Origin of the sequence: Cohnella thailandensis (genome assembly GCF_014212135.1) — a bacterium.
Taxonomy (GTDB): domain Bacteria; phylum Bacillota; class Bacilli; order Paenibacillales; family Paenibacillaceae; genus Cohnella; species Cohnella thailandensis.
In genome coordinates this window covers 362,588-386,758 of the sequence record NZ_JACJVQ010000005.1, presented here as the reverse complement: position 1 = coordinate 386,758, position 24,171 = coordinate 362,588, and the positions used below count along the sequence as shown (strand labels likewise).

At 57.4% G+C, this 24,171-nt stretch carries 23 protein-coding genes; 6 read left to right on the top strand and 17 right to left on the bottom strand.

Annotated elements, in window-relative coordinates; translation table 11 throughout:
* Positions 1-71: 71 nt before the first annotated feature.
* From H7B67_RS06630 to H7B67_RS06620, 3 genes are all read right to left on the bottom strand, one after another.
* On the bottom strand, positions 72-497 hold the full coding sequence (locus H7B67_RS06630) for an SRPBCC family protein (RefSeq protein ID WP_185118997.1): 426 nt from the start codon (positions 495-497) through the stop codon (positions 72-74).
* Between the two features lie 77 nt (positions 498-574).
* Positions 575-1,531 carry a sigma-70 family RNA polymerase sigma factor gene (locus tag H7B67_RS06625; protein ID WP_185118996.1) on the bottom strand — a complete coding sequence of 319 codons (957 nt, stop codon included), beginning with the start codon at positions 1,529-1,531 and terminating at the stop codon, positions 575-577.
* A 39-nt stretch (positions 1,532-1,570) separates the two neighbouring features.
* Complete coding sequence (locus H7B67_RS06620; RefSeq protein WP_185118995.1) at positions 1,571-2,635, bottom strand: lactonase family protein; 1,065 nt, start codon at positions 2,633-2,635, stop codon at positions 1,571-1,573.
* A gap of 128 nt (positions 2,636-2,763) precedes the next feature.
* Here H7B67_RS06620 and H7B67_RS06615 point away from each other — a divergent pair, with 128 nt between their 5' ends.
* Positions 2,764-3,687, top strand: coding sequence for a proline dehydrogenase family protein (locus H7B67_RS06615; protein WP_185118994.1), 924 nt, complete (start codon positions 2,764-2,766; stop codon positions 3,685-3,687).
* A gap of 12 nt (positions 3,688-3,699) precedes the next feature.
* Here H7B67_RS06615 and H7B67_RS06610 read toward each other — a convergent pair whose 3' ends face one another.
* Both H7B67_RS06610 and H7B67_RS06605 read right to left on the bottom strand, forming a co-directional pair.
* Positions 3,700-4,824, bottom strand: a complete 1,125-nt coding sequence (locus H7B67_RS06610; protein ID WP_185118993.1) for an NADH-dependent flavin oxidoreductase — start codon at positions 4,822-4,824, stop codon at positions 3,700-3,702.
* A 38-nt stretch (positions 4,825-4,862) separates the two neighbouring features.
* Positions 4,863-5,723 (bottom strand): SDR family NAD(P)-dependent oxidoreductase, encoded by an 861-nt coding sequence (locus H7B67_RS06605; protein WP_185118992.1) that lies wholly within the window; start codon positions 5,721-5,723, stop codon positions 4,863-4,865.
* Positions 5,724-5,883: 160 nt separating this feature from the next.
* On the opposite strand from H7B67_RS06605, the gene H7B67_RS06600 reads away from it, so the two are divergent.
* Positions 5,884-6,363 (top strand): MerR family transcriptional regulator, encoded by a 480-nt coding sequence (locus tag H7B67_RS06600; protein ID WP_185118991.1) that lies wholly within the window; start codon positions 5,884-5,886, stop codon positions 6,361-6,363.
* A 62-nt stretch (positions 6,364-6,425) separates the two neighbouring features.
* Here the strand turns inward: H7B67_RS06600 and H7B67_RS06595 are convergent, their stop codons facing one another.
* The 3 genes from H7B67_RS06595 to helD are packed head-to-tail and all read right to left on the bottom strand — an operon-like array spanning position 6,426 to position 11,752.
* On the bottom strand, positions 6,426-7,532 hold the full coding sequence (locus H7B67_RS06595; protein ID WP_185118990.1) for a M24 family metallopeptidase: 1,107 nt from the start codon (positions 7,530-7,532) through the stop codon (positions 6,426-6,428).
* Between the two features lie 3 nt (positions 7,533-7,535).
* Positions 7,536-9,386 carry a DNA helicase RecQ gene (gene recQ / locus H7B67_RS06590; RefSeq protein WP_185118989.1) on the bottom strand — a complete coding sequence of 617 codons (1,851 nt, stop codon included), beginning with the start codon at positions 9,384-9,386 and terminating at the stop codon, positions 7,536-7,538.
* Positions 9,383-11,752 (bottom strand): RNA polymerase recycling motor HelD, encoded by a 2,370-nt coding sequence (gene helD, locus H7B67_RS06585; protein ID WP_185118988.1) that lies wholly within the window; start codon positions 11,750-11,752, stop codon positions 9,383-9,385. Before helD ends, recQ begins: the two co-directional genes overlap by 4 nt.
* A 933-nt stretch (positions 11,753-12,685) precedes the next feature.
* Here helD and H7B67_RS06580 point away from each other — a divergent pair.
* Together H7B67_RS06580 and H7B67_RS06575 are read left to right on the top strand one after the other, a co-directional pair.
* Positions 12,686-14,089, top strand: coding sequence for a SpoVR family protein (locus tag H7B67_RS06580; protein WP_185119247.1), 1,404 nt, complete (start codon positions 12,686-12,688; stop codon positions 14,087-14,089).
* Positions 14,090-14,145: 56 nt separating this feature from the next.
* Positions 14,146-15,039 carry an SDR family oxidoreductase gene (locus tag H7B67_RS06575; RefSeq protein ID WP_185119246.1) on the top strand — a complete coding sequence of 298 codons (894 nt, stop codon included), beginning with the start codon at positions 14,146-14,148 and terminating at the stop codon, positions 15,037-15,039.
* A 96-nt stretch (positions 15,040-15,135) separates the two neighbouring features.
* Here H7B67_RS06575 and H7B67_RS06570 read toward each other — a convergent pair whose 3' ends face one another.
* The 6 genes from H7B67_RS06570 to H7B67_RS06545 form a co-directional block, all read right to left on the bottom strand.
* Entirely contained in the window at positions 15,136-15,528 is a 393-nt protein-coding gene (locus H7B67_RS06570) for a LytTR family DNA-binding domain-containing protein (protein WP_245363979.1), read from the bottom strand.
* A 20-nt stretch (positions 15,529-15,548) separates the two neighbouring features.
* Entirely contained in the window at positions 15,549-15,674 is a 126-nt protein-coding gene (locus H7B67_RS06565) for a cyclic lactone autoinducer peptide (RefSeq protein ID WP_185118986.1), read from the bottom strand.
* Positions 15,671-16,204 carry an accessory gene regulator ArgB-like protein gene (locus H7B67_RS31435; protein ID WP_185118985.1) on the bottom strand — a complete coding sequence of 178 codons (534 nt, stop codon included), beginning with the start codon at positions 16,202-16,204 and terminating at the stop codon, positions 15,671-15,673. Before H7B67_RS31435 ends, H7B67_RS06565 begins: the two co-directional genes overlap by 4 nt.
* Position 16,205: 1 nt before the next feature.
* On the bottom strand, positions 16,206-16,856 hold the full coding sequence (locus tag H7B67_RS06555) for a hypothetical protein (RefSeq protein ID WP_185118984.1): 651 nt from the start codon (positions 16,854-16,856) through the stop codon (positions 16,206-16,208).
* Between the two features lie 279 nt (positions 16,857-17,135).
* Positions 17,136-18,329 carry an ornithine--oxo-acid transaminase gene (locus H7B67_RS06550; protein WP_185118983.1) on the bottom strand — a complete coding sequence of 398 codons (1,194 nt, stop codon included), beginning with the start codon at positions 18,327-18,329 and terminating at the stop codon, positions 17,136-17,138.
* 81 nt (positions 18,330-18,410) lie between these two features.
* Positions 18,411-20,306 (bottom strand): PrkA family serine protein kinase, encoded by a 1,896-nt coding sequence (locus H7B67_RS06545; protein WP_185118982.1) that lies wholly within the window; start codon positions 20,304-20,306, stop codon positions 18,411-18,413.
* 221 nt (positions 20,307-20,527) lie between these two features.
* Here H7B67_RS06545 and H7B67_RS06540 point away from each other — a divergent pair, with 221 nt between their 5' ends.
* Positions 20,528-21,382: a DUF2161 family putative PD-(D/E)XK-type phosphodiesterase gene (locus H7B67_RS06540; RefSeq protein WP_185118981.1), complete on the top strand. Its 855-nt coding sequence runs from the start codon at positions 20,528-20,530 to the stop codon at positions 21,380-21,382.
* On the top strand, positions 21,379-21,681 hold the full coding sequence (locus H7B67_RS06535; RefSeq protein WP_185118980.1) for a Rieske (2Fe-2S) protein: 303 nt from the start codon (positions 21,379-21,381) through the stop codon (positions 21,679-21,681). The genes H7B67_RS06540 and H7B67_RS06535 overlap by 4 nt, the downstream gene beginning before the upstream one ends.
* A 9-nt stretch (positions 21,682-21,690) precedes the next feature.
* Here H7B67_RS06535 and H7B67_RS06530 read toward each other — a convergent pair whose 3' ends face one another.
* The 3 genes from H7B67_RS06530 to trmL form a co-directional block, all read right to left on the bottom strand.
* A complete protein-coding gene (locus H7B67_RS06530) occupies positions 21,691-22,806 on the bottom strand; it encodes an aminotransferase class I/II-fold pyridoxal phosphate-dependent enzyme (protein WP_185118979.1) in 1,116 nt (371 codons plus the stop codon).
* A gap of 385 nt (positions 22,807-23,191) precedes the next feature.
* Positions 23,192-23,437, bottom strand: coding sequence for an AbrB/MazE/SpoVT family DNA-binding domain-containing protein (locus tag H7B67_RS06525; protein WP_185118978.1), 246 nt, complete (start codon positions 23,435-23,437; stop codon positions 23,192-23,194).
* 193 nt (positions 23,438-23,630) lie between these two features.
* A complete protein-coding gene (gene trmL / locus H7B67_RS06520; RefSeq protein WP_185118977.1) occupies positions 23,631-24,098 on the bottom strand; it encodes a tRNA (uridine(34)/cytosine(34)/5-carboxymethylaminomethyluridine(34)-2'-O)-methyltransferase TrmL in 468 nt (155 codons plus the stop codon).
* Positions 24,099-24,171 lie beyond the last annotated feature (73 nt).

Genomic DNA, 24,171 nt, shown 5'->3' with positions numbered 1-24,171 from the left:
GGAGAGCATGCTCGTACTAGGGTTCAAAAAGAAAGACGCCGGGCATCTTTCCGGCGTCTTCTTCTTGATGATTAGTTTTGCTCGGTATAGGCTTTGAAGTTATCCATGATCGCTTGCCAGCCTGCTTTCTGGAACTCGACGGGATTGGAGCTTTCCGCGTCGAACGTTTCAATGACCTTCGTCTCGTTGCCTTGATCGACGAAGGCAATATCCACTCTTCTCTCGTCTCCGAGGGTGTAGCCGATCGCCTCGTGGCGTTTCACGACGTCGTAGACGCCTGCAAAATCAAAACCCATGCTGCCATCCTTCGCTTCCATCCGCGTCGAAAACTTGCCGCCGACCCGCAGATCGTTCTCGGCTCTCGGCGCATGCCAGTCCTCGGACGCTTGGTTCCACTTCGTAATATGGTCCGGCTCGGTCCAATAGCGCCATACCTTCTCGATAGGGGCTTGAATGACGGCTTGCACGGTTACTTTCGTCGGTTGACTCGTTTCCATTTTAAATGGACACCTCTCTCGTAAAATTCGTTGTTTGGTTTATTCTCAATGATATAGACGTAAGCCAATGACGAAATTCATCGGTCGAGTCGTTCTGGCAGCCCAAATCGCGAAAATAATTCGGCGTTGATGAAATTTTGAACGTGCAGGATTCGATCTTCTTTGGTTTCGATGACGTGGATGCCCCAGGGCACCAGGCTGTCGTTCTCCTTGCCCGGCATATACTGGGCCAATGCCGGATAACCGCCATTCACCGTAACGGGCACGAATCGCGAACCCTCGCAATGCCAGCGCGTAAGCGAATAGAAGGCGGATAAATCGTCCTTGCCGCGAATCCACATCTCGAAGGGGGGCATCAACATGCAGCCCTCCTCGTGAAACAGCGCGACAAGCGCGGCAATATCGAATCGCTCGAAGGCCTCCACGTACCGGGACAGAAGCTGCGGGTCCGGCTGTGCGTCCATCCTGCTGAGTTCATCGGAACGAAGCTGCGTCCGGTCCATCGTCTCTCGGGCTCTCTGCAAGGCACTGTTCACCGCCGCGGGCGACATCGCCAACGTGTCCGCGATCTGCTTGGAGGACCATTCGAATACATCCTTCAAAATAAGTACCGCGCGTTGCCGCGGAGGCAAGGTCTGCAAGAGAGCGATGAAGCACAGTTGAAGCGTATCTTTGCGGACGAGCCGATCCTCCGGGTTGCCTCCGAAGTCGGGAGACGGCCAGATCCACGAGGCGTCCGGCCGCGTATCGCGCGGCTCGACGATGGCGGCGGCCGGATCGAACAAGTCGATGGGAAGCGCGCGGCGCTTGGATTGTCTCAGCTTGTCTAAGCATATATTCGATGCAATCCGATAGACCCAAGTTTTGAACGAAGATTCCTGTCTGAACGTGCTCCCGCTCTGCCAGACCCGAATGCTCGTCTCCTGAACGGCATCGTCCGCATCGTCCATAGAGCCCAGCATCCGGTAACAGAACGACAATAAGCCCGGCTTCAAGCTTGCAAATAAAGGTTCGTCAAATGCGGTCTCGTTCATCGCGGCCTCCCTTAATGATCTCCACAGCTCTACCGGCATTTACTCCCACCGGGGAGCACGCTCCAACGAGACCGGCTTATAAATCTCGAGCGTATGCCCCGTCGGCGAGGGAATGCCGTCCGTCCCGATCCGGAAGGAGACGATCCGGTTCGAGTCCTGAAGCGCGCTTAGCAGCCAATTATCGCCGAACACGGCGAAGCTGCGCGGAGTCTTGCCTCCCGCGGACACGTGGCCGAGCGGCTCCAAACGGCCGTCCTCGAGGACCCGATAGGCCGCAAGGCTGTCATGCCCCCGGTTCGAGGCATACAGATAGGCGCCCGACTCCGTCAGATGAATGTCCGCGCAGGTATTCTCGCCTTCGAATCCTTCGGGAAGCGTGGTCGCCGTCTGCAACGGAACAAGCTCGCAGGCGTTCGCCCGATATTCGTACGCGGTCACCGCGCAGCTCAGCTCCTCGACGACGTAGACGATCGGCAGAGCCGGATGGAACGCGGTATGGCGAGGTCCGGCCCCGGGCGTCGTATCGAAGCGGCGGCGCAGCGTCAGCTTGCCCGCCTCCTCGTCGATGCGGTAAACGTACAGCCCGTCCGTTCCCAAGTCGCAGACGATCCAGTCCCGAGTGCCCGGAACCGGGAAAATCGAATGGGCGTGAGCCGCCTCCTGACGATCGCTTCGAACGCTGCTTCCTTCATGCTTCGCTTGGTCCGAGAGCGGCCCGATGGAGCCGTCCTCCTCGATCGGATACAGGCAGACGCTGCCGGACGAATAGTTGACGGCGACGAGCCACCTGCCCGACGCGTCGACGCGAAGGTGGCATGGATCGTTCCCCTTGGAGGGCTGCCGGTTCAGCTCGGTCAACGTCTCCCCTTCCGAAGAGTACCGATAGGAGACAACGGCCCCCTCAGCCGTCTCGCTTACCGCATAGACATACGTCTTGCTCGGGTGCACGGCTACGAACGACGGATTTTCCGCCCCCGATACGCCGTTGATTCTCCTGAGTTCCCCCGTCTCGGCGTTTAACCGGACCAGATGAATCCCTTCGCGTTCGGACGAATCATAAGTTCCGACAATAATAGGACCGATAATGGGCTCGCTAATTGGCATGGCAACGATACCGCCTTTCTGGAATTGAGGCTTCACGCGATAATTATACCATCTTTCGGAAGCCGAATCGGGAAGCAGTTGAATAGAATAGGGATAAAATCGCATGGGCGAAAAAAGGGGCTGGGAGCATGGGACGCGGGAGCGCGGTTTATCGGAGGCTGATGCTGTCTCTATTCGGGAACCGGATGCTGGGGAGACTGATTTCGAGGCACGGCGCCCGGCTTGCCGGACGCTTCGTTGCCGGCCGGGACCGTACGAGCGCCCTGCTCGTCGTCCAGAGACTGAACCGGCTCGGCATCGCGGCCACGCTCGACCACCTGGGAGAATCGGTTCGCAGCCTGGAGGAGGCCGCGGGCTTCCGGGAGGAATATCTCCGGCTGCTGGACGGCATCAAGCTGCAGAAAGCGAAGGCCACGGTCTCGGTGAAGCCGACCCAGATGGGACTCGCGCTCGATCCGGAAGCATGCTTCCGCAACGTCCGGCAAATCGCGGAACGAGCCAAGAAGGCGGGTACCTCCGTCTGTCTCGACATGGAGGATTCGAGGTATACGGAGTTGACGCTCGAGCTCGTCCGGCGGCTGCACGACGAAGGCCATAGGAACGTTACCACGGTGCTTCAATCGTACCTCTATCGCAGCGAAGAGGATGCTTCCCGGCTGCTGGAGGAAGGAATCCCGCTGCGGTTGGTTAAAGGCGCCTATCAAGAGAAAAAGGAGATTGCCTATCCGAATTCGGAAGACATTCTCCTTCAATTGCTGAAGCTGATTCGGCTTCATCTGGAACAAGGCGTCTTCGTCGCGATCGGCTCGCATGACGACCGGGTGATCGGCGAAGTTCGAGCCTATGCCGAGAAATTCGGCATCGACCGAAGCCTGTTCGAGTTCCAGATGCTGTACGGGCTGCGCATGAACGTTCAAGCCGAGTTGGCCCAAAGCGGATATCAGGTCCGATGCTACGTGCCGTACGGCAGGCAATGGTACCCTTACTTCACCCGAAGGCTTGCCGAGAAGCCGTCGAATCTGTGGCTGGTCGTTCGGAATCTGTTCCGTTAAGAATACCTTCCGTCAAGCTTGATCCGCGATCGGGAACCAACCCGGAGTATGGACGATTTTGTTCCACAGAGGATCGGAGATTCCCAATTTCTCTTGATCGTTTAATGACAGCTCGGTACGAATCTCGTTTTCCTTGCCGCTAGCCACCTTCCGAACCCAATCCGGATCGATAATCAGTTCCCGTCCGAGCGCGATGAGAGGAACGCCTGTCCGCAGCGCTCCAACGGCCTCGTCGGGCGTGCGTATCGAGCCTACGCCGATTAAGGGAACCCTTGGCCCGACAAGCTCATGAAGGATCTCCATTCGGGAACGATCGTCCTCCACTCCGCGTCTCGGCTTGGACCAGAAGTTCAATAAAGAGACATGCAGATAATCCAACTCTTTGTTCGCGAGGGCATCCGCCAATTTTAACGTATCCGCCATGGTAATGCCGGGCGTCGTTTCTTCTTCCGGCGACAGCCGATAACCGACCAGGAACGGCCGTTCGGCGTGTTCGGCCGCGGCTTTCAACACTTCATCCACGACGGCGAGCGGGAACGCCATTCGCCGGTCCGCGTCTCCTCCCCAACGATCGTCCCGCCTGTTCGTGTAAGGCGAGAAAAATTGTTGAAGAAGAAACCGATTCGCCCCGTGAATCTCGACCCCGTCGAACCCCGCCTCGATCGCCCGTCGGGTGCTGGCTCCGAACGCGCGAACGATCTCCAGAATCTCGTGGTCTTCGAGCGCCCGAGGGATCGCGCTCGCTCCTTCTTTGGCCACCGCGCTTGCGCCGACGATCTCGCCGCCCGCCGCTTCCGGCGAGCTTTCGCGGCCGCCGTGAAAGAGTTGGAGGATCGCTTTCGCCCCATGCTTCTTCATTGCCGCCGCTACGCGCTGCAAGCTGGGAATCGTCTCGTCGCGATCCGCCGCCAACTCCCCGCCGAATACCTTGCCGCTAGGCGCGACGGTCGTGCTTCCGGTAACCGCCATTCCGACGCCGTTCGTACGGCTTTCGTAGTACGCGATCAAATCGTCGGATGCCACCCCGTCTTGCCGGGAAAAAGAAATCGTCATGGGCGCATGCACGACGCGGTTCATGACTTCGACGCCGCTCCTGAATTTGTAAGGTTCCATTAATGGTTGATAGGCAGGGTTCATCGTAATCCGCTCCTTTTGTTGTCTGTGCTTAATCTTCTTTAGGCGCGTTGGCCTAGATATTCGCTCTCGTAGATCTTCTTCACGCGCTCCAGGATCGTCCGATCCTGTTCCTTGAATTTTAAATCCGCAGCTTGGCCTTTGATCAGGAACAATCCGGTCTTGTCGCGATGTTCGCCTAGAGCGCCCTCGTACAGTCGGCCCGCTCCGTGGGTAGGCGGCGAAAAAAACAGCTTCATGAGCGGTTTTACATAAAAGGGCAGTCCGGACTTTTTGTCTTTGCGCAGCGTGTTGTTGCTTCCGGGGTCTACGCTTCGGATCCGAATGCCGTCCCGAGCCAACAACTCCGGCGCGACGGCGTGCGTCCACAGCGACAGGGCCAGCTTCGAGGAGGCGTATGGCCCGATCAGCTTGCGGAACGTTTTCGGGCGCTCCAGGATGTCGATGCTAAGCTCTTTAACCATCTTCGTCGCGGCGGAGGATGTGTTGATCGCCGTTTTGTGCCGGCCTTTGGCCAGAAGGTCCTTCAATTCCATCAGAACGATGTAGGGAACGACTGTCATCAGCTCGAAGTGCAGCTCTCGCCCCTGCTTGGAATAACTCAGCTCGTTAAAGCTCCCGCCTGCGTTATTGAATAAGAGATCGATCCGCTCCTCCTTCTCCTTGATTTCTTCCAACGTCCGCCTCAATGCGGCAAAATCGGAAAGATCGGCCGTGCGGTAAACGCGCAGACGACCGTCATTCGCGGCGCTCCGCAGCCCCTCGTCTTCCTCCGGAAGGCTAGAGCGGTTCAGCGCGATCACCTGCCAGTTGTCCGCCAGCAATCTTCGGGTTAACTCCAACCCTATCCCGTTGCTCGCTCCCGTTATCAGCGCGATATTTTCTCGTTGATCCGTATTCATGATTCTCCACTCCTTTGTGTCGCCCGGGCTCTTGCTCCCGGTATCGACCATTGTAGAAGTTGGAGTCGACTCCAAGTCAATACGGGACTTTACCGCTTGACTTGGAGTCGACTCCAAGAGTTATAATGCTATAAAATCGTCTTTGCGGGAGGTCATGGAGATGCGGGACGAACAAACGTATTCGATCAAGCAAGCCGCCGGGCAAACCGGAATCTCCGAGGATACGATCCGTTATTACGAGAAGATCAAGCTGCTGCCTCGGGCAGACCGGAAGGGCAACGGACATCGCGTCTACCGTGCGGAGGACATTCATACGCTTCGGCTGATCGCCTGCCTGAAGAAGTCGGGGATGCCGCTCGATGCCATGGGGCCGTTCCTCGCGGTCTCGGCCGATGCCGACCCCGCGGAATATCCCGAGCTGGTGGAGAGCTTAAAGAGCCATCGGGAAAGCATCGTGAGCCAAATCGCCTCGCTTCAGCAGCTCGTCGATTTTATCGACATGAAGCTCGAGGAAGGAAGATATCGCAAGGATTGCTCGACGGAGAGCCGGGAAGCCGAAGCGGGGAGCGAAGGCGGAGAATCGAAGCCAAGGCCCGTCTCTCCCGCCGAGATGAGTTACTTCTCTTTATCCGGAAAATAAAATAAGGCGACCGCCCCGGACGAATCAATCTCGTCTTCGGCGGTCGCCTTTGCTATCTATCGTTATCCCAAGCGAATCAGATGCTTCGTGAACGAAGTGAGCACCTCCGCCGTGCCGTCCTCGCGGATGTACAGATCGTCCTCGATGCGGACGCCGCCGATCTCCGGCACGTAGATGCCCGGCTCGACCGTGAACAGCAGCCCGGTCTCAATAAGGTCCCGGTTCTCCCCGTGAAGGGACGGGTACTCGTGGATGTCCATCCCGAAGCCGTGGCCGACGCGGTGGGTGAAGTACGGTCCGTAGCCTCTCGCGGCGATCTCGTCTCGCGCCGCTTTGTCGACGGAAGCGATCGTCCGGCCCGCGCGGGCGGCTTCGATGCCGCGCAGGTTCGCGGCATGGACCGCTTCATAGATGGCTTCCTGCTCCGCGGTTCCTTCTCCCATGAGGAACGTGCGGGTGATGTCGGAGCAGTAGCCTTGGACGACGACGCCCATGTCGATCAGCAGGAAGTCGTTCTCCTCGATCTTCGCGTTCTCCGGCACGCCGTGCGGCAGGGCGGAGCGGCGTCCGGTCAGCACGATCGTCTCGAACGACGGCTTCTCGGCGCCGAACCGCTTCATCTGGTATTCCAGCTCGGCGGTCAGCTCCAGCTCGGTCATGCCGGCTTCAACGTGCGTAAGCGCATGGTTCATGACCTTCTCGATCGTCTCGATCGCAAGCCGTACCTTGGCGATTTCCTCGCTCGTCTTGCGCATCCGCATGCCTTCGAGGAACGGAGTCAGATTGAAGAATCGGACTCCGGGAGCGACGGCTTGGAGGCTCTCGGCCTTGTCGACCGTAACGTTGTTCTTCTCGATGGCGAGGCTGGCGACGGAGCTGCCCAGCTTCTTCCGCAGCTTCTCGTACGGATTCTCGGTGTCGCTTACCGGCACGATCGCCTCGACCGTCCCTTGCTCGCCGGCCGATTGGGCGTCGAGCTCCGGCGCGAACAGCGTCTCTTCCTCCGAACGCGAATCCAAGAGCAGCGCCAGGAACCGTTCATGCGGGTCCGAACGGAATCCGGTCACGTAATAAATCATGGACGGGGACGTGATCAGAGCCGCTTCGATCCCGTTCTCCTTCAGATGCCGGATGACCCGCTTCCGTCTCGTATGATAGACAGTGCTCATTTTCTAACCTTCTCTCTTGTAATCGCTAATGGCGCGAAGGAACTCCGCCCCGTACTTCGCGTACTTCGCTTCCCCGAGGCCTTTGACCTCCCGCATCCCGCGCTCGTCGGCCGGCATCCGCTGGCACATGTCCCGCAAGGTCGCATCGTTGAAAATGATAAAGGGCGGAACCCCCTCGCGAGTGGCCAGCTTCTTGCGCAGGTCCCGAAGCCGTTCGAACAGCGCTTCGTCGTACGGCTCGTGCGAGCCATCCTGCCGGCCGCTACCGTAACGAGAGCGGCTCTTCGTCGCCTGAGCTTCCGGTTCGACTCGGCTAAGAACCTTCTCGGTTCCTTCGATGACGCCCCGCACGCGCTCGGCCAATTGAACGACGGGGTACTGGCTGTCCGTCAGCTTCAGGTACCCGTCCGCGATCAGCTCGTGAATGAGCCGGACAAGCTCCTTCTCCGGCGTGGACTTCATCATTCCGTATACCGACAGCGAGTCGAACCCGAACTGGCGGATCTTCGCGTCGTTCGCTCCACGCAGCACCTTGGCCGTGAGCGTGACTCCGAAGCGCTGCCGCATCCGGGCCACGCAGGAGAAGATGATCTTCGCTTCCTCGGTCATGTCGCGAAGCTCGCGGGTATCGGTGCAGTTGCCGCAGCGGCCGCACGGCTCTCCTCCCTCTTCGCCGAAGTACCGGACGATGCTGCGCTGAAGGCAATCCGACGTGTTCGCGTATTCCACCATATCGTGAAGCAGCCGGTAGTCGTTCCGCTTCCTCTCCTCGTCCGCTTCGCTCTGCTCGATGAAGAACTTCTGTGTCACCGTGTCCGCGGCCGAGTAGAGCAGCACGCACTCGCCCGGCTCTCCGTCCCGTCCCGCGCGCCCGGCTTCCTGATAGTAGGCTTCGAGGTTCTTCGGCATGTTGTAGTGAACGACATATCTCACGTTGGATTTGTCGATGCCCATGCCGAACGCGTTCGTCGCGACGATGATCTGAAGATCGTCTCTAAGGAACGCGTCCTGAACCTCGGAGCGCTCTTCCTCGGTCAGACCGGCGTGGTACTTGCCGACCCGCATTCCGAGGCTCGCCAGATGCTGCTGGCACGCCTCGACCTCCCTACGGGTCGCCGCGTAGACGATGCCCGATTGGCCGGGACGCTCCCGGATGTACTTCACGAGAAAGTCGCGCTTGTCCGCGTTGCGGACGACCGACAGCGCCAGGTTGTCCCGCGCGTAGCCCGTCGTCAAGCGAACGGGCGCGTGCAGGCGCAGCCGCTCGAGGATGTCCTCCTTGACGACGTCCGTCGCCGTCGCGGTGAACGCCGCCATGATCGGCCGGCGCTCCAGATAAGGAAGAATGCGGACGATGCCCATGTAGCTCGGCCGGAAGTCGTGCCCCCACTGCGAGACGCAGTGCGCTTCGTCGACGGCGATGAGCGGCACTTCGATTCGGCTGATGAGGCCGAGGAACCGTTCCGACTCCAGCCGCTCGGGAGCGATATAGACGAGCTTATAGCGTCCGTCTTCGATCGCTCGGAGCCGTTCGCTCGTCTCCTTGCCCGACAGGGAGCTGTTGATATAAGTGGCGGGAATCCCCGTCTCCGTCAGGGCATCTACCTGATCCTTCATCAAGGAGATCAGAGGGGAGACGACCAGCGTAACGCCGGGCAGCAGCACGGCCGGGACCTGGTAGCAGATCGACTTGCCCGCGCCGGTCGGCATGATTCCGAGAACGTCCCGGCCTTCCAGGATCGCTTGGATGACGGTCTCTTGTCCCCGGCGGAACGAATCGTAGCCGAAGAAGCGGCTCAGCGCCCGTCTGGCATCGTCGAGACGGTTCGGATTCGGATAGGCTTCCGCGCTCATGAATGGGCCTCCTTCCGTTCGAAGGAGAGGAGCGGCGAAGGCTCGCCGGCGAAATAAACGTCCAGCACGTGAAGGGCGCGAGTGCAGACGGTATATAAAAGCTTGCGGTCCTGCTCTCTTCCGTATTTCTCCGCCGAAGCGTCCCAGACGATCACCGCGTCGAATTCGATCCCCTTCGATAGATAGGAAGGGAGGATCGAGATGCCAGGCGGCAACTTCGCTGAGCCTCCGGTCACGAGCGTAACCGGCGTCTCTTCGGATAACCGCTCCTTGATCAAGGCGCTGGCATCTCCGCACTCGACGGCCGTCTTGGCGATGATGCCGATGGTCGCGTAGCCCGCGGCCAGCAGCTCCTCCGCTCTCTTCGCGACCCTCTCCGCCAGCTCGTTGTTGTCGCGGCAGGAGAGAACGCTCGGTTCCTCGCCGTCCCGGTTGAACGGGGTAATGTTCGCCGCGTCTTCCGGCTTCAGGATCCGTTTCGAGAACTCGACGATCGGCCGGGTCGACCGATAGCTTGTCGTCAGCCGCCAGACGGCGGTTTCTTCCTCCGGCACCAGCCGGGTCCAGCCGCCGAAGCCCCCGCTCTCCTCCGCTTGGGCGTAGATCGCTTGATTGAAGTCTCCGAGCACCGTCAGACGCGCATGAGGAAACCTGCGCTTCAAGAATGCGGCTTGGAACGGAGAATAATCCTGCGCCTCGTCGACGAACAGGTGCTTCACTTCGCCTTCCACCTTGCGAAAGCCTTCCAGCGCCTCCATGACGAATAGAAGCGGAGTCGCGTCTTCATAGTCGATCGTCTTGCGGCCGAGCGTCTCGTCCGCGCGCATCGCCATCCACTCGTACTTCGGCGGCAGCTTGCCGTCCGGCGCGCACGCCGTAAACAACGTACGGCTGCGGAACAGCTCGCGGTACGTCGCCATCGGGTCCATGAAGCGGAAGCCCTTCACGGCCTTGCGCAGAGGAGCGATCGAATTCTCCGCGACTCTGCGTTTCAGCAGATCGGTCATCCGGTCCTCGTCGTCGAAAGCCTCGTCGTGGAAGCCGCCTTGTTTTCTAATCTGAACGTAAACTCGCTGGATGTCCTCGTCGTCCGCGAGCTCCGCCGCTTCCTCTAGCCACGTCTCGCCGATCTGGCTCTCGATCCAAGCGTTGAGGCGCTCGTTCAGCCATTTTCTCAGCTTGATAAGCCGGTCTCCGAAGTCCTCTTGAGCGAAATCGCCGTAATACTTCGCCGACATCTCCTCCGTCGAGACGATCGTATCTCCCCGGAAGCGAAGCGGACGGAAGCGCACTCCTTGCTTCTTAAGACGCTCCAGGTAGTTCCGCACCGTCGCGAAGAAGTGCTCCGAGCCCTTGTAGCGGGCCGCCGCCTCGCGCGAATCGCCTTCCGCCGTGCCGCTGGCGGCCGCGAGCTCCTCGGTCTGCTCGAACAGGTCCTCGACCTCCCAGCGGCGGCCGAGCCGGGACTCGATCAGCTCGCGGAACGTCATCTGCCTCATGTTCGCCTCTCCGAGATCCGGGAGAACCCGGGAGACGTAGCCCTTAAACACCGGATTCGGCGAGAAAAGCACGACCTGATCGGGTGTCAGCGTCTCCCGGTAACGGTACAGCAGGTAGGCGACCCGCTGCAGGGCCGCCGACGTTTTGCCGCTGCCCGCCGCCCCTTGGACGACAAGCAGCTTATGCTTCTCGTCGCGGATGATCCGGTTCTGCTCCTTCTGGATCGTGGCCACGATGCTTTTCATCGACGTATCCGAACGCTCGGACAGCACCGCCTGCAGAATGTCGTCCCCGATCGTCTCGTCCGTATCGAAGACGTGCTTCAGTTGGCCTCCCCGAATGACGAATTGCCGCTTCAATGTCATCGACCCGCGGATCGATCCGCTTGGCGTCTCGTAAGAGACCGGCCCCGGCTCTCCGTCGTAGAACAAGCTCGACACCGGCGCCCGCCAGTCGTATATATAGAAGGTTTCGCCGTCTTCGCCGATCAGCGAGGAACGGCCGATGTAGATGCTCTCGACCGGGTTCCCCGCTCCCTCTTCCACGAAATCGATCCGCGCAAAATACGGATTGTCGTGCTGCCAAGCCAGCCGCTCCACGGCCGTCGAAGCGACGCGATGGCTGCGCTCCCGCTCCGCGAGCAGCTCCGCTTGCTGCACGATGCTGCTCCAGGTTTCTCCGAGCTCCGTCGCGTCCGAGAAGTTAAAGCTGACGTCGTCGAAGAACTCCTGCCGGATCCCGACGACGTCTCCCCGTCTATCCCCCAGCACGGACAGCTCCTTGAACAGCCGCCTGTCGATGACCCCGAGCACTTCGGAGAGCCTTGCCGTCTCCTCCGCCCGAATGACTTCCTCCTTCTCCACCACTCCACACGTCCTTCCTTCCAGCTTGCGAACATCAATATCCCTTTGTTTTATCATGCTCTCAGGAAGAGTGCAAGCTCCCGTCCGAAGAAGCCTAACGCTCGGCCAATCCCGATTGCCGCCCATTGCCGCATTTCTCCTATCCTATTCGCCGGGCGTTGTACGATTGCCTTCCCGCCGCGCGATTCCAGCCCCCGGCACACTCGCCGCATCGGCAAGAACCATTATTTGGTCATCAACCAAAGCGGCAACGCCATCTCCATCTCCATCAACGCGTCGGAGATCGGCGTCGTTCGTATTCGTCCGTAACATTCGCAAGCGTATTTCTGGAAAGCGGGTAGACAAAAAACCGACTCGCCAAGGAGTCGGCCGATATTCAATATTTGAAGTTCCGTTTCATTGCCATATGCTTGAATGAGGTAATGACGTGCCGTTCGTCCTGATCCAAAATCTTGTATGAGATGACGTATCGATCAACAAAACAGTAATGGAATCGATGACGAGCCGTCTCGGTCCATTGGACGATCAATTACAGGCCACCGCGCTTTATCTCTTCTATCATCTCTTCCGTTGTATACACTCTGCCGAGTTTCAAGTCATTTTCGGACTCCTCGATCATTTGCCTAATCTCCTGGTCGGAATCGAGATCGTCAACGGGATTATAGATTTCATATTCCTAACCAGCGATTTGAATGTAATCTTTACGATTTTTATGATATGACTCACGGGAGCTTTAAGGTTAAATGGCATGTTATCCCCCTCCTTAAGCTTGGATGTATGGAACCAACTAGCTCAAGCCTTGTCAATAAATTATACCACAGGGGGGGGATCAACCTTGGCAACTTCGAACCTCGTCCAACTGTCACGACTTATCCGGTTCCCGCATATACATAGCGTGGTGGAACTATTGCCATTCGAGGGGGAACGGCCATGTACATGTCCCATAACGATGAACATCACGAACTGGAGACCGCCATCGGGGAGATTACCGAGATCGCGAAGGGCTTCGGGCTCGATTTCTATCCGATGCGGTACGAGATCTGTCCGTCCGATATCATCTATACGTTCGGCGCTTACGGGATGCCGACCCGCTACAGCCATTGGAGCTTCGGCAAAACCTTCAATAGAATGAAGATGCAGTACGACCTCGGCCTCAGCAAGATTTACGAGCTCGTTATCAACTCCAACCCCTGCTACGCCTTCCTGCTCGACGGCAACTCGCTCGTCCAGAACAAGCTGATCGTCGCGCACGTATTGGCGCACTGCGACTTTTTCAAGAACAATGCCCGCTTCTCCGCCTCGAATCGCAACATGGTCGAGAGCATGTCCGCCACCGCCGAACGGATTCGCCAGTACGAGCTGGAATACGGCAGCGACGAAGTGGAGAAATTCCTCGACGCGGTCATGGCGATCCAGGAGCATGTCGATCCCGCCATCGTAAGGCCGCAAGGGTTGGACAAAAGAAGGTATATGGAGATGCAGCAGCGCGCCGAGAAGGAACGGAAAAGCAAGTCCATCCAGCCTTCGCCTTACGATGACTTGTGGTCGCTGGAGGAGAACGCGGACGCCGACCGCCATAACGAGCCCACCGCCTCCTCCGATGCCCGCCGCTTCCCCCCGGAGCCGGAGAAAGACCTGCTCTGGTTCATTCAGGAATATTCGCCGTACATGGCCGACTGGCAGCGCGACGTCATGTCGATGCTGCGCGAGGAGATGCTCTACTTCTGGCCGCAGATCGAGACGAAGATCATGAACGAAGGCTGGGCCACCTTCTGGCACCAGAGAATCATCCGCGAGCTGAATCTGACGAGCGAGGAGACGATCGAATACGCGAAGCTCAACTCGGCCGTCGTGCAGCCCTCCCGCAGCTCGCTGAACCCGTACTATCTGGGGCTGAAGATTTTCGAGGACATCGAGAAGAGATGGGGCCGCGAGAAGATGTTCGAGGTGCGCGAGCTCGATTCGGACCCGTCCTTCCTGCGCAATTACTTGACCAAGGAACTGACGGATGAGCTGGATCTGTATATTTTCGAGAAAAAGGGGCCGGATTGGACGATTACGGATAAAACGTGGGAAACGATCCGGGATCAGCTCGTCTATTCGAGGGTGAACGGAGGCTTCCCTTACCTCGTCGTAACCGACGGCGATTATCAGCGCAACGGAGAGCTGTACCTGTCCCATCGGTTCGAGGGCTCGGAGCTGGACCTGAAGTATATCGAGCGCACGATGCCCTACGTGGTGCAGCTCTGGGGCAAGCCGGTGCATCTGGAGACGAGCGTGGAAGGCAAAGACGTTCTGTTCAGCTGCGACGGGAAGAAGACCTCGCGGAAGAATGTTTAAAAAATCCGTTCTGGTCGTAATCTACTCCTGAGGAAAGGAGTGGATTATCTATGTTCATGTTGCTTGACGCAGATCAACCCGGCTGGGCGGCGCCGTCCAGGCCGGATCACTTCCCGCCGCAGCATCAGGACCGTCAGCCGGGCTTGGAGAGCGATATGTATCCCGCCCCGGAGGCGGAGTCCCCGATCTACCGGCCGGCCGGCAAGCTGGCCGGGAAGGTCGCCATCGTTACGGGCGGGGACAGCGGAATCGGCCGCGCCGTCGCGATCGCCTTCGCCAAAGAGGGCGCGGATGTCGCTATCGTGTACTTAAGCGAGTACACGGACGCGAAGGAATCGCAGAGGCAGGTGGAGCAGGAAGGCCGCAGTTGCTTGCTGTTCGCCGGGGATATCGGCGATCCCGCCTTCTGCAAGGAAGCCGTTCAGCAGACGGTACAGAAGCTCGGCCGATTGGACATCGTCGTGAACAACGCCGCCGAGCAGCATCCGGTGGACGGCTTGGACAAGATAAGCCCGGAGCAGCTTACCAAGACGTTCGCGACGAACGTATTCGGCATGTTCTATCTGACGCAAGCCGCTCTTCCGTATTTGAAGCCGGGCTCCGCCGTCATCAATACAGCCTCGATCACCGCGTACAAGGGCAACCCGAAATTGATCGATTATTCCGCTTCCAAGGGAGCGATCGTCTCCTTTACGCGCTCGCTTTCCCTTAACCTCATCGGCAAGGGAATTCGGGTCAACGCCGTCGCGCCGGGGCCGATCTGGACTCCGCTCATCCCTTCGACTTTCAACGAGACGGAAGTATCGAAGTTCGGCATGGATACGCCGATGAAGCGCGCCGGGCAGCCGGACGAGCTGGCTCCCGCCTATGTCTATCTGGCGAGCGAAGACTCGTCTTACGTCAGCGGACAAGTAATCCATGTGAACGGCGGAACGGTCGTGAACGGTTAGGAAGCCGGCAAGAAAGGAAGAAGCCCTCGGATCCGATAAGGGCTCGAGGGCTTCTTGCCTATAGTAAGTACACGTCTTCAGTGGACGTCTGTGGTGTCAGGTCCTATTCCTTGACCAGAACAAACCTTTAGGCGCTTTCTGATACGAAGAAGATTCCTCCTTGACCAGATGCATCACCTTATGTGTATTGGCCTCGGAAACCGTTGCGAAGAAACTGCCAGAAGTCCAAGGGTCTTCGAAGTACACTTTGCGCGATTTTTTGTCGAATGACTTGGCATGAGTCATGTTGACCAGGTTGCCCCGATCCAGCCGCTCGAAGCCAGCCTCGCCTAGCAACGCCTGAAATTCCTCAAGAGTCGTAGGATAATAGAATACCCCATGCTTAGTGTGAAATTCTGGGCCGTTGGAAGTCGGTCGAATCGCGAGCACTTCATCGACATTCACTTCGACCGGATGCCCATTCGCATCCAGTAGGTGAAAGGTAGACATCATGCTCCCCTCCCCACTTCTTATGCGCGTTTCAGTTCGGCAGGGATTTCCGGACGGTGCATGATCCAGAAGCACGCCGTGCTTACGAAAACAACCGCGAATACGCCAAGAGCCTTGCCCAGTCCAAGAGCCAGTTGCTTCTTCATGAGTGGTTGACCTCCTTTCCATTCTTGAATAAGAGCAGAACAGATTGAAATATGGCAACAATTGTAAGAGTAGGGTCCTTCATGAAGAAGTTCGCTCCCACAATTACAATCGACACCAGCTTAAGAATAGGAAAAAACTTCTCGGGAATCTGCGCGAATCCCTTAATATTCGACGGCGCAAATATAGCCATCATTACTAAATTAACAATATTTCCAATAATAATCAAATCGTTAGATAACGAGATGAACGGAGCAGCGCACATTAGAACCACAGAAAGCACGGAACACCAGAGTGAGGAATGTAAATGATAGCCTCCGGAGAAGAATCTCAAAAGCATAAAATACAGCAAACCATAAAGAGTTACCCATGGTTTTCCTAAAACCAATCCGACGATAATGATAATGACCATCGTGAACAAGGTGTGAAGGATCGTGATCAACGAGAACTTCATTACCTCAATGCTAGGAGTTTGGTCTTCGTCGACTTTCTTTATTGAGGTAGCGATGGAAAGGGCTAACTTCTCTATCATACTATCGTTCCTTCCTTATGGAGAAGTAAATAAGTACTAGAAGAATCGCAATAAGAGATATTGCTACGACGGAGATCGAATCGATCATTCGGGAATTGGTCATGTACAAAACATTAACGGCAAATAAAATAATAAGACCCAGCACCAAAAAAATCAGGAAGAGCTTATTTCCTTTGATCGAATCTTTGTAGAATCGGCTGCTGGATTGAATGTAGCCGAATCCGCCTTTGCTCAGGTAGATGAAGCCTGAAATCAAGCACACGAAGAAGAAAGTCAATAACTGCAACGCATATCCCGAAGCCGTATATGGAACAAATTCATCCACGGCGTTCGAATTAATCAAGATCATATATAGCAGCCATTGGACGAGAGCTTGCGTGACATAGCCCATGACTACCATGATAAACGCATGGAACAACCGAACTCTCAATATAATCGTAGTTAAGAAGAACAAAATAAACACGTTAACGATAGGAGATATATCCTGCAAAGACTCGGTTTGGAGTGTGTTCGACACGAACGCCAGGATCAAGGCTCCGAGGATGAATCGGAGAATGTTCTCTTTCACCGAGAATCGGAACAATACCATAACAAAAATAAAGAAAGAGATATACTCTAGCATTGAAGCAGCTATAAACATGATGAAAGCCATAAGATCCCCCGCACGCCGCTATTTATAGTTCCATTTTACCAACGAAGCTACATTTTTCATATCCTTATTTCTAGACGGAGAGCTTCAAATCGTCTTATTTTAACCCTTTTTTTGCTATTATTGACAGCTGAATCCCCATAATCCTACAAAATACGACTTCAGACCTAGAAAATAGACAAAAACAATTGGAATATTTTATATTATTTTAGGCGGTTAATATTAGAAAAAACCGCAGCCCTCGAGTGCGTCGAGAGGTCGCGGTCCTGATTCCTATGTGGTTTATGAAGCAAAAACGTGCCGAATCCGTTCGACGGCCCAATCCAGATCGGCTTCCGATACGATCAGCGGCGGGGCGAAGCGGATGACCCTCTCGTGCGTTTCCTTGCACAATACCCCGATCCTCTGCAGCATCTCGCAGTAAGGACGCGCAGGGCAGCCGAGCTCCAAGCCGATGAGCAGTCCTCTGCCCCGCGCTTCCGCGATGTCCGGGTGCCGAATTTCGCGCAGGCTGTCCAGGAGCTTGGCGCCTAAGGCCAGCGCGCGCTCCGCGAGCCTCTCCTCCTCGATGACCTTCAGCGCCGTAACGGCCACCGCGCTGGCCAGCGGATTCCCGCCGAAGGTAGAGCCGTGGGAGCCGGGCTCGAACACGCCGAGAATCTCCCGGTCGGCGGCGACCGCCGATACCGGAAGCACCCCTCCTCCGAGCGCCTTGCCCAGAATATAGACGTCGGGAACGACTCCCTCCCAGTCGCAGGCGAAGCGCTTGCCCGTTCGGCCGAAGCCCGTCTGAATCTCGTCGGCCATGAACAGCACCCGATTGCGCTTGCACAGCTCGGCCGCGCCGCGAAGGTAACCGTCCGGAGGAATGACGATCCCCGCTTCCCCTTGGATAGGCTCGATCAGCAAGGCGGCGGTATTCGCCGCGATGGCCTGCTCCAGCGCCTTCAAATCCCCGTACGGAACCGTCTTTACGCCCGGCACGAAGGGACCGAAGTGCTCGCGGTAGCCGGGTTCCGAGGAGAAGGAGGTCGCCAGCAGGGTGCGCCCGTGGAAGTTGCCCTCGCATACGATAATTTCCGCGCCGCCGTCCGGGATTCCCTTTTTCCGATAGCCCCAGCGCCTTGCCGCCTTCACCGCCGTCTCCACCGCTTCCGCTCCGGTATTCATGGGCAGCATCATGTTCTTGCGGGTCAGACGGGTGACCAGCTTCATCAGATCGGCCAGAGGCTCGTTGTAGAAAGCGCGGGAAGTCAAGGTAACCCGATCCGCCTGCGCCTTCAGCGCCTCGATGATTCGCGGGTGCCGATGCCCTTGGTTCAGAGCGGAATAGCCGCTGAGCATATCCAAATACCGCTGACCGTCCGGGTCTTCCACCCAAGCCCCTTCCGCTCTCGCGATCACGATCGGCAAGGGATGATAATTGCGAGCGCCGAGCCTATCCGTCGTTGCCATCGTATCTTTGCGCGGACTCATACACGCCCTTCTTTCCTGTTGGCTTCAAAGGGTGGAAAAAAGACCCCGCTCTATCCGATAGAGCGAAGCCTTTCGTCCTTCTTACCGGTTCAGCAAGCTGCCCACGTACCGCATCAGCTCGTTGGAGCAGACCGGGCAATAGCCGTGCTCGTCGATCAGCCGTTTGGTCACCTCGTTGATCCGCTTGAGCTGGTTCTCGTCCGGCGTCTTCGTCGAGGTCGTGATCTTCACGATGTCCTTCAGGTCGGTGAACAGCTTCTTCTCGATCGCCTCGCGCAGCCGCTCGTGCGTGCTGTAATCGAATTTCTTGCCTTTGCGGGAGTAGGCCGAGATGCGGATCAGAATCTCCTCCCGGAACGCCTTCTTGGCGTTCTCGGAGACGCCGATCTGCTCCTCGATGGAGCGCATGAGCCTCTCGTCCGGATCCATCTCCTCGCCCGTCAGCGGATCCTTCATTTTCGTCCAGTTGCAGTAAGCCTCGATATTGTCCAGGTAGTTCTCGAACAGCGTGCGCGCCGACTCCTCGAACGAGTAGACGAACGCTTTCTGAACCTCCTTCTTGGCCAGGTTGTCGTATTCCTTCCGGGCCACGGAGATGAAGTTTAAGTACTTCTCCCTCTCTTCCTTCGTGATCGAAGGATGCTGATCGAGACCGTCCTTGAGCGCGCGGAGCACGTCGAGGGCGTTGATGCAGGGCAGATCGTGCTTGATCAGGGCGCTGGAGATTCTGTTGATGACGTAACGAGGGTCGATGCCCGACATGCCTTCGTCCGTATGCTCGTTCTGCAGTTCCTTCAGATCGGCCTCCTTGAAGCCTTCGACCTCTTCCCCGTCGTAAAGCCTCATTTTCTTGACGAGGTCCATTCCTTGCTTCTTGGAGTCCTTCATGCGGGTGAGAATGGAGAAAATGGCGGCGGAACGAAGGGCGTGCGGCGCGATATGAATGTGGCTCATGTCCGATTGGCCGATCAGCTTGGAGTAAATCTTCTCTTCGTCCGAAACCCTCAGGTTATAAGGAACCGGCATGACGATCATCCGCGATTGAAGCGCCTCGTTCTTCTTGTTCGAGATGAAGGCCTTGTACTCGGATTCGTTCGTATGGGCGATAATCAGCTCGTCGGCGGAGATCAGAGCGAAGCGACCGGCTTTGAAGTTGCCTTCTTGGGTGAGGGATAGAAGGTTCCACAGGAACTTCTCGTCGCACTTCAGCATCTCCTGGAATTCCATCAGCCCCCGGTTCGCCTTGTTCAGCTCTCCGTCGAACCGGTAAGCGCGAGGATCGGATTCGGAGCCGAACTCCGTGATCGTCGAGAAATCGATGCTGCCCGTGAGGTCGGCGATATCCTGCGACTTCGGATCGGACGGGCTGAAGGTGCCGATGCCGACCCGGTTCTCCTCGGAGAGGAGCACGCGCTCGACAGGAACCCTCTCCACGTCGTCGTAGAATTCCGTGCGAAGCCGCATCTGGCAGGACGGGCACAGATTGCCCTCGATGCGAACGCCAAGCTCCTTCTCGAATTCGGGACGCAGCTCGTGCGGAATCAAATGCAGCGGTTCTTCGTGCATAGGGCAGCCTTGAATCGCGTAAACCGCCCCGCGGTCGGTCCGGGCGAACTGCTCCAGGCCGCGCTTGAGGATGGTGACGATCGTCGATTTGCCTCCGCTCACGGGCCCCATCAGGAGCAGGATCCGCTTGCGCACGTCGAGACGGCGAGCCGCGGAGTGGAAGTACTCCTCCACGAGCTTCTCCATCGTTCGGTCAAGCCCGTAAATATCGCGTTCGAAAAATTTATATCGCTTGTGCCCACCGATCTCCTCTACGCCGTGCGACACGATCATGTCGTAAACCCGGGCATGAGCGGTCATCGCCGGAGCCGGATCGCGGCGCAGCAAATCGATATAATCCCTGAAAGTTCCGGACCACGCTAGCTTCTCGCTCTCGGTCCGATACTCCGCGAGACGTCTGAATAGATCCATGCCGCTACCTCCTCTACCCTAGTCCCTTCCCGTTACGAAACGTACTTATAACTATGCGGGATTCGGGACGAAATTGCCCTTTTTAGGTCCATGAAAACCGGAGAAGTCGTCCCGCAAACCCTGCGTGTCAGGTTCAAACCCGCGCCGCTCTTACGATAAATCCGTTCCGTGATATAATTCATTAGAATAGGAAAATGAAAGCGAATGGGAGGTTGTATCCGTTGGCCATCGAGCGCGAGACCGAGCTGTACGCCCCGATCAAAGCCCACTTTACGCGTCTCGGCTACGAGGTGAAGGCGGAGGTTCGGGGGTGCGACCTCGTTGCCCTAAGACCCGCCGACTCCAAGCTCGTTATCGTGGAGATGAAGAAGACGTTCACGCTTCCCTTGCTGCTTCAAGGCTTGGAGCGCCAGCGAACGGGGGCCGAGGTGTGGCTGGCCGTCGAGCGGAATCGGACGAAGAAGGGCGCCCATAACCAGAGGTTTCACGAGCTCTCCTCCCTATGCGGAAGATTAAAGCTGGGATTCATGACCGTCACTTTCTATAAAACCAAAGCCCCCGTCATCGAGATTTGGCGCCAGCCTCGCGAAGGAGCGGCCGCACCCGAGCCGGCAGTCCCCATTAACGCCGAAGAGCTCCGGATCGCGGAGCTGCCTCCCGAGGACGGCTATACGCTCAAAGAAGGCGGCCGCACGCGTCGCGGGGCCAAGAAGCTGCTTCAGGAATTCGAAGCCCGCAGCGGAGACTACAACGTCGGAGGAAGCTCCAAGCGCAAGCTGGTGACGGCCTACCGGGAGCGTTCCATACAATGCGCGCTGGCGCTGGAATGCGGCGGTCCGATGTCGCCGAAGCAGGTTCGCGACCTGACCGGCATTCCGAACGCGGCGTCGCTGCTCCGCGACAATTATTACGGTTGGTTTCGCCGCTTGCAGCGCGGCGTTTACGCGCTGACGAACGAAGGCTCCTCCGGCTTGGCTCAGTTCCCCGAGGTCACGCGGACTTGGGCGGCCCGCTTCGAATGGGCGGCCGGACGAGCCTCAGGCTCGGAGGAGCACGAAAGGAGCGAGCTTAGATGATCGAAATCTCCCTTGGACCGATCGAGAGCTTCGAGAGCTTCCCGTCCGAAGTTCTGGTGGATGGAACTCCGTATTGGCTTGTCCGCGAAGGCGAGGAGGAATACAGGCTGCTTCTGGCGCTTTGTCCTCATGCGGGAGGGGAGGTTCGCTGGACAGGCGAAGTCTTCTTCTGCCCCTTGCACTTCTGGACATTCGACGGAAGCAGCGGAGCCTGCCTGAACATGCAAGACGAGCGTTTGGTTCGTCGCGATGCCATGCTGAGGGACGGCATTCTCTACGCCGTCGGCGAAGCTTATTGAGACAAGACCTTAGCTCCAACGGCCCAGAAAGTCCGCGATCGTCTCGGCCAGCCGTTGGACCCCGGCCTTGATCCATTTTTCTTCCGTATGCGCGACCGTCACCCTGATCTTGCAGCGATCCGGATCGGAGACGTAGAAGGCTCCGCCCGGCTGGAACAGCAAACCGTTCAGCCACGCCGCCCGGAGCAAGGCGTCCCCATCCAAGCCCTCCGGAAGCTCAAGCCACACGTGCAAGCCGCGCTGCGGCTCTCTCCAGCTTACTCCGTCAAGACGCTGTCGCTCGAGTTGCTCGGTCAGCGTTCCGATTCTCGCGCTCACCATGAATCTCATCGTCTTGACGATCGGTTCGATTCCTTCTTCCAACAGCGCGATCAAGGCAAGCTGTTCGGCTGGAGACGCCTGCTCCGGCTGAATGGAAGGACTCGGCAGGAGCTCCCGGATGTCCTCCTCGCCGCCTTCCAAGCAAATCCATCCTAGGCGGAGCCCCGCGACCATTCCCGGAGGGAACTCCCCCATCCGGAATACGACCGCATTGTCTTTCTCGCCCCGATCGACCTCGACCGCCGAGTCCCTGCGGGGCCCGGGCTCGCACAGCAGCGATTGACGCTCATCCAACAGGACGGCCACGCCTTGTTCCCGGCATATCTGCAAGAGAGCTTCCTTTCTCTCCGGGCTCCAGGCCCTTCCTTCGGGATCGGTGCAATCCGGCGCCGCATAAACCAGTCTCGGATGAAGCTGCCGGATCGATTCCGACAACGCCGCGGGATCGACGCCGGAGGAGTCTCCCGACATCGGATGGGGGACGACGCCCGCTTTGCGGAAGGCATGAAGGGCATATCGGCTCGTCGGCCGTTCGACGAGAACCGCGTCGCCGGGCTGAAGCCATCTTTTGATCGTCCAATCGATAGCGGCATCCGCTCCGGAAGTGACGAGGATTCGGGAGGACGGCACTCCCCGAGTCGGCAACAGCTCCGCTTGCGAGAGCGCTTCCCTGAGCTTCATGGAATCCCGTTCCCGCCACTGCAAGGCCAGCTTCGCGTATCGGCCCGTACGTTCCTCCCACTCGGCAGCCGATATCACGCCTTCCTTCGGCCAGCCGCCCATCCAATTGATCATTTCGCCCATCGTCATGCCCTCCTCCTCTTCCAAGTGGCAGCGACATCCGGCTACGTTCCTAGTCTATGCGCGGGGAGGCCAACATTTTGCGTTTTCTTTTTGACTTGTCTTGGTTATAATATAGGAAGTTAAGTGGAGGTGTGGCAAATGTTTCTAGGATTAAGCACTAACTTCTGGATCGTTATTCTTGTGTTCGCGATTCTCCTGACGGCCATTCTGACCGCCGCTTATAATGAGGACAAGACCGCAGGAATGTAACCAGAGCTCCATCGGTTCCTCCGATACGAGAGAAACACCGCCTGTCCCGTTGCCAAACGGAATAAGCGGTGTTTCTTTTTGCCTATAATAAAGCGGCTCATCCGCCGCCATTGACGCGAACAAACCGCTTCTTCGATTACAGCATGCCTTGCATTTCGCTCATGCAGGAGCCGCACACGTAACGTTCCTTGAATTCCTCGACGTTATCCATCGACGTGCAGAAGACGCAGCGAGGACGGTAGCGCTCCAAGATGATATGGTCACCCTGCACGAGAATTTCGACAGGGTCTCCTTCATTCATTTGATATCTCTTCCGGAGAGATTTAGGCAATACGATACGACCGAGTTGGTCCACTTTACGAACGACGCCAGCGGGTTTCAAAACAGTTCCTCCTCATTTCTTTTGCACTAATCTAGGGTAGTATTCAATAGAAACCGTTAACTTTATATAACTTCTCTATTTCGTTAACATATCCTCCGTACATGGTTGATTTGCTTAAAATCGTACAAAGAATCGACAAAAAATGCGAAATTTAGTCAATTTCCGTTATGGTATCCATGGATAAAAGGAGGAATCAGCCTTCCATCCCCGGAAATCCGGTTTGCCGGAGGGCTTCGTAAATGACGATAGCCGCCGAGTTCGCCAGATTAAGCGAGCGAACCTTGTCGGTCATCGGCATTCTCATCCCGGTGTCCGGGTTGGCATCCAGAAGCTCCTGCGGAAGCCCCTTCGTCTCCTTGCCGAAGACGAAGAAATCGCCGTCCCGGAATTGATAATCGCAGTAGCGCTTGCTCACGCGAGTGCTTGCGAAGTAGAATCGCCCTTCCGGATACTGCGCTTGAAGCTCCGCGAAGGAATCGTGGTACGAAATGTTGACCGAGTGCCAATAATCGAGCCCGGCTCTCTTGAGCTGACTGTCGCTCGTCGAGAACCCCAGGGGGCGAACCAGATGAAGGTGCGTGCCCGTAGCCGCGCACGTTCGGGCGATATTGCCCGTATTCGCGGGTATCTCGGGTTCCACCAATACGATGTGAAAGGCCATATGTATCCTCCCGTTGTTGCATGTCGCTTTAGGATTGCCAAGACAGGATGAAAAAAAGCGGCTGACGCCGCTC

What these genes read in the sequence shown, in the direction of transcription:
- H7B67_RS06630 (WP_185118997.1), bottom strand. Translation starts at nt 497, where the DNA reads ATGGAAACGAGTCAACCGACGAAAGTAACCGTGCAAGCCGTCATTCAA.
- H7B67_RS06625 (WP_185118996.1), bottom strand. Translation starts at nt 1,531, where the DNA reads ATGAACGAGACCGCATTTGACGAACCTTTATTTGCAAGCTTGAAGCCG.
- H7B67_RS06620 (WP_185118995.1), bottom strand. Translation starts at nt 2,635, where the DNA reads ATGCCAATTAGCGAGCCCATTATCGGTCCTATTATTGTCGGAACTTAT.
- H7B67_RS06615 (WP_185118994.1), top strand. Translation starts at nt 2,764, where the DNA reads ATGGGACGCGGGAGCGCGGTTTATCGGAGGCTGATGCTGTCTCTATTC.
- H7B67_RS06610 (WP_185118993.1), bottom strand. Translation starts at nt 4,824, where the DNA reads ATGAACCCTGCCTATCAACCATTAATGGAACCTTACAAATTCAGGAGC.
- H7B67_RS06605 (WP_185118992.1), bottom strand. Translation starts at nt 5,723, where the DNA reads ATGAATACGGATCAACGAGAAAATATCGCGCTGATAACGGGAGCGAGC.
- H7B67_RS06600 (WP_185118991.1), top strand. Translation starts at nt 5,884, where the DNA reads ATGCGGGACGAACAAACGTATTCGATCAAGCAAGCCGCCGGGCAAACC.
- H7B67_RS06595 (WP_185118990.1), bottom strand. Translation starts at nt 7,532, where the DNA reads ATGAGCACTGTCTATCATACGAGACGGAAGCGGGTCATCCGGCATCTG.
- recQ (WP_185118989.1), bottom strand. Translation starts at nt 9,386, where the DNA reads ATGAGCGCGGAAGCCTATCCGAATCCGAACCGTCTCGACGATGCCAGA.
- H7B67_RS06580 (WP_185119247.1), top strand. Translation starts at nt 12,686, where the DNA reads ATGTCCCATAACGATGAACATCACGAACTGGAGACCGCCATCGGGGAG.
- H7B67_RS06575 (WP_185119246.1), top strand. Translation starts at nt 14,146, where the DNA reads ATGTTGCTTGACGCAGATCAACCCGGCTGGGCGGCGCCGTCCAGGCCG.
- H7B67_RS06570 (WP_245363979.1), bottom strand. Translation starts at nt 15,528, where the DNA reads ATGTCTACCTTTCACCTACTGGATGCGAATGGGCATCCGGTCGAAGTG.
- H7B67_RS06565 (WP_185118986.1), bottom strand. Translation starts at nt 15,674, where the DNA reads ATGAAGAAGCAACTGGCTCTTGGACTGGGCAAGGCTCTTGGCGTATTC.
- H7B67_RS31435 (WP_185118985.1), bottom strand. Translation starts at nt 16,204, where the DNA reads ATGATAGAGAAGTTAGCCCTTTCCATCGCTACCTCAATAAAGAAAGTC.
- H7B67_RS06555 (WP_185118984.1), bottom strand. Translation starts at nt 16,856, where the DNA reads ATGGCTTTCATCATGTTTATAGCTGCTTCAATGCTAGAGTATATCTCT.
- H7B67_RS06550 (WP_185118983.1), bottom strand. Translation starts at nt 18,329, where the DNA reads ATGAGTCCGCGCAAAGATACGATGGCAACGACGGATAGGCTCGGCGCT.
- H7B67_RS06545 (WP_185118982.1), bottom strand. Translation starts at nt 20,306, where the DNA reads ATGGATCTATTCAGACGTCTCGCGGAGTATCGGACCGAGAGCGAGAAG.
- H7B67_RS06535 (WP_185118980.1), top strand. Translation starts at nt 21,379, where the DNA reads ATGATCGAAATCTCCCTTGGACCGATCGAGAGCTTCGAGAGCTTCCCG.
- H7B67_RS06530 (WP_185118979.1), bottom strand. Translation starts at nt 22,806, where the DNA reads ATGGGCGAAATGATCAATTGGATGGGCGGCTGGCCGAAGGAAGGCGTG.
- trmL (WP_185118977.1), bottom strand. Translation starts at nt 24,098, where the DNA reads ATGGCCTTTCACATCGTATTGGTGGAACCCGAGATACCCGCGAATACG.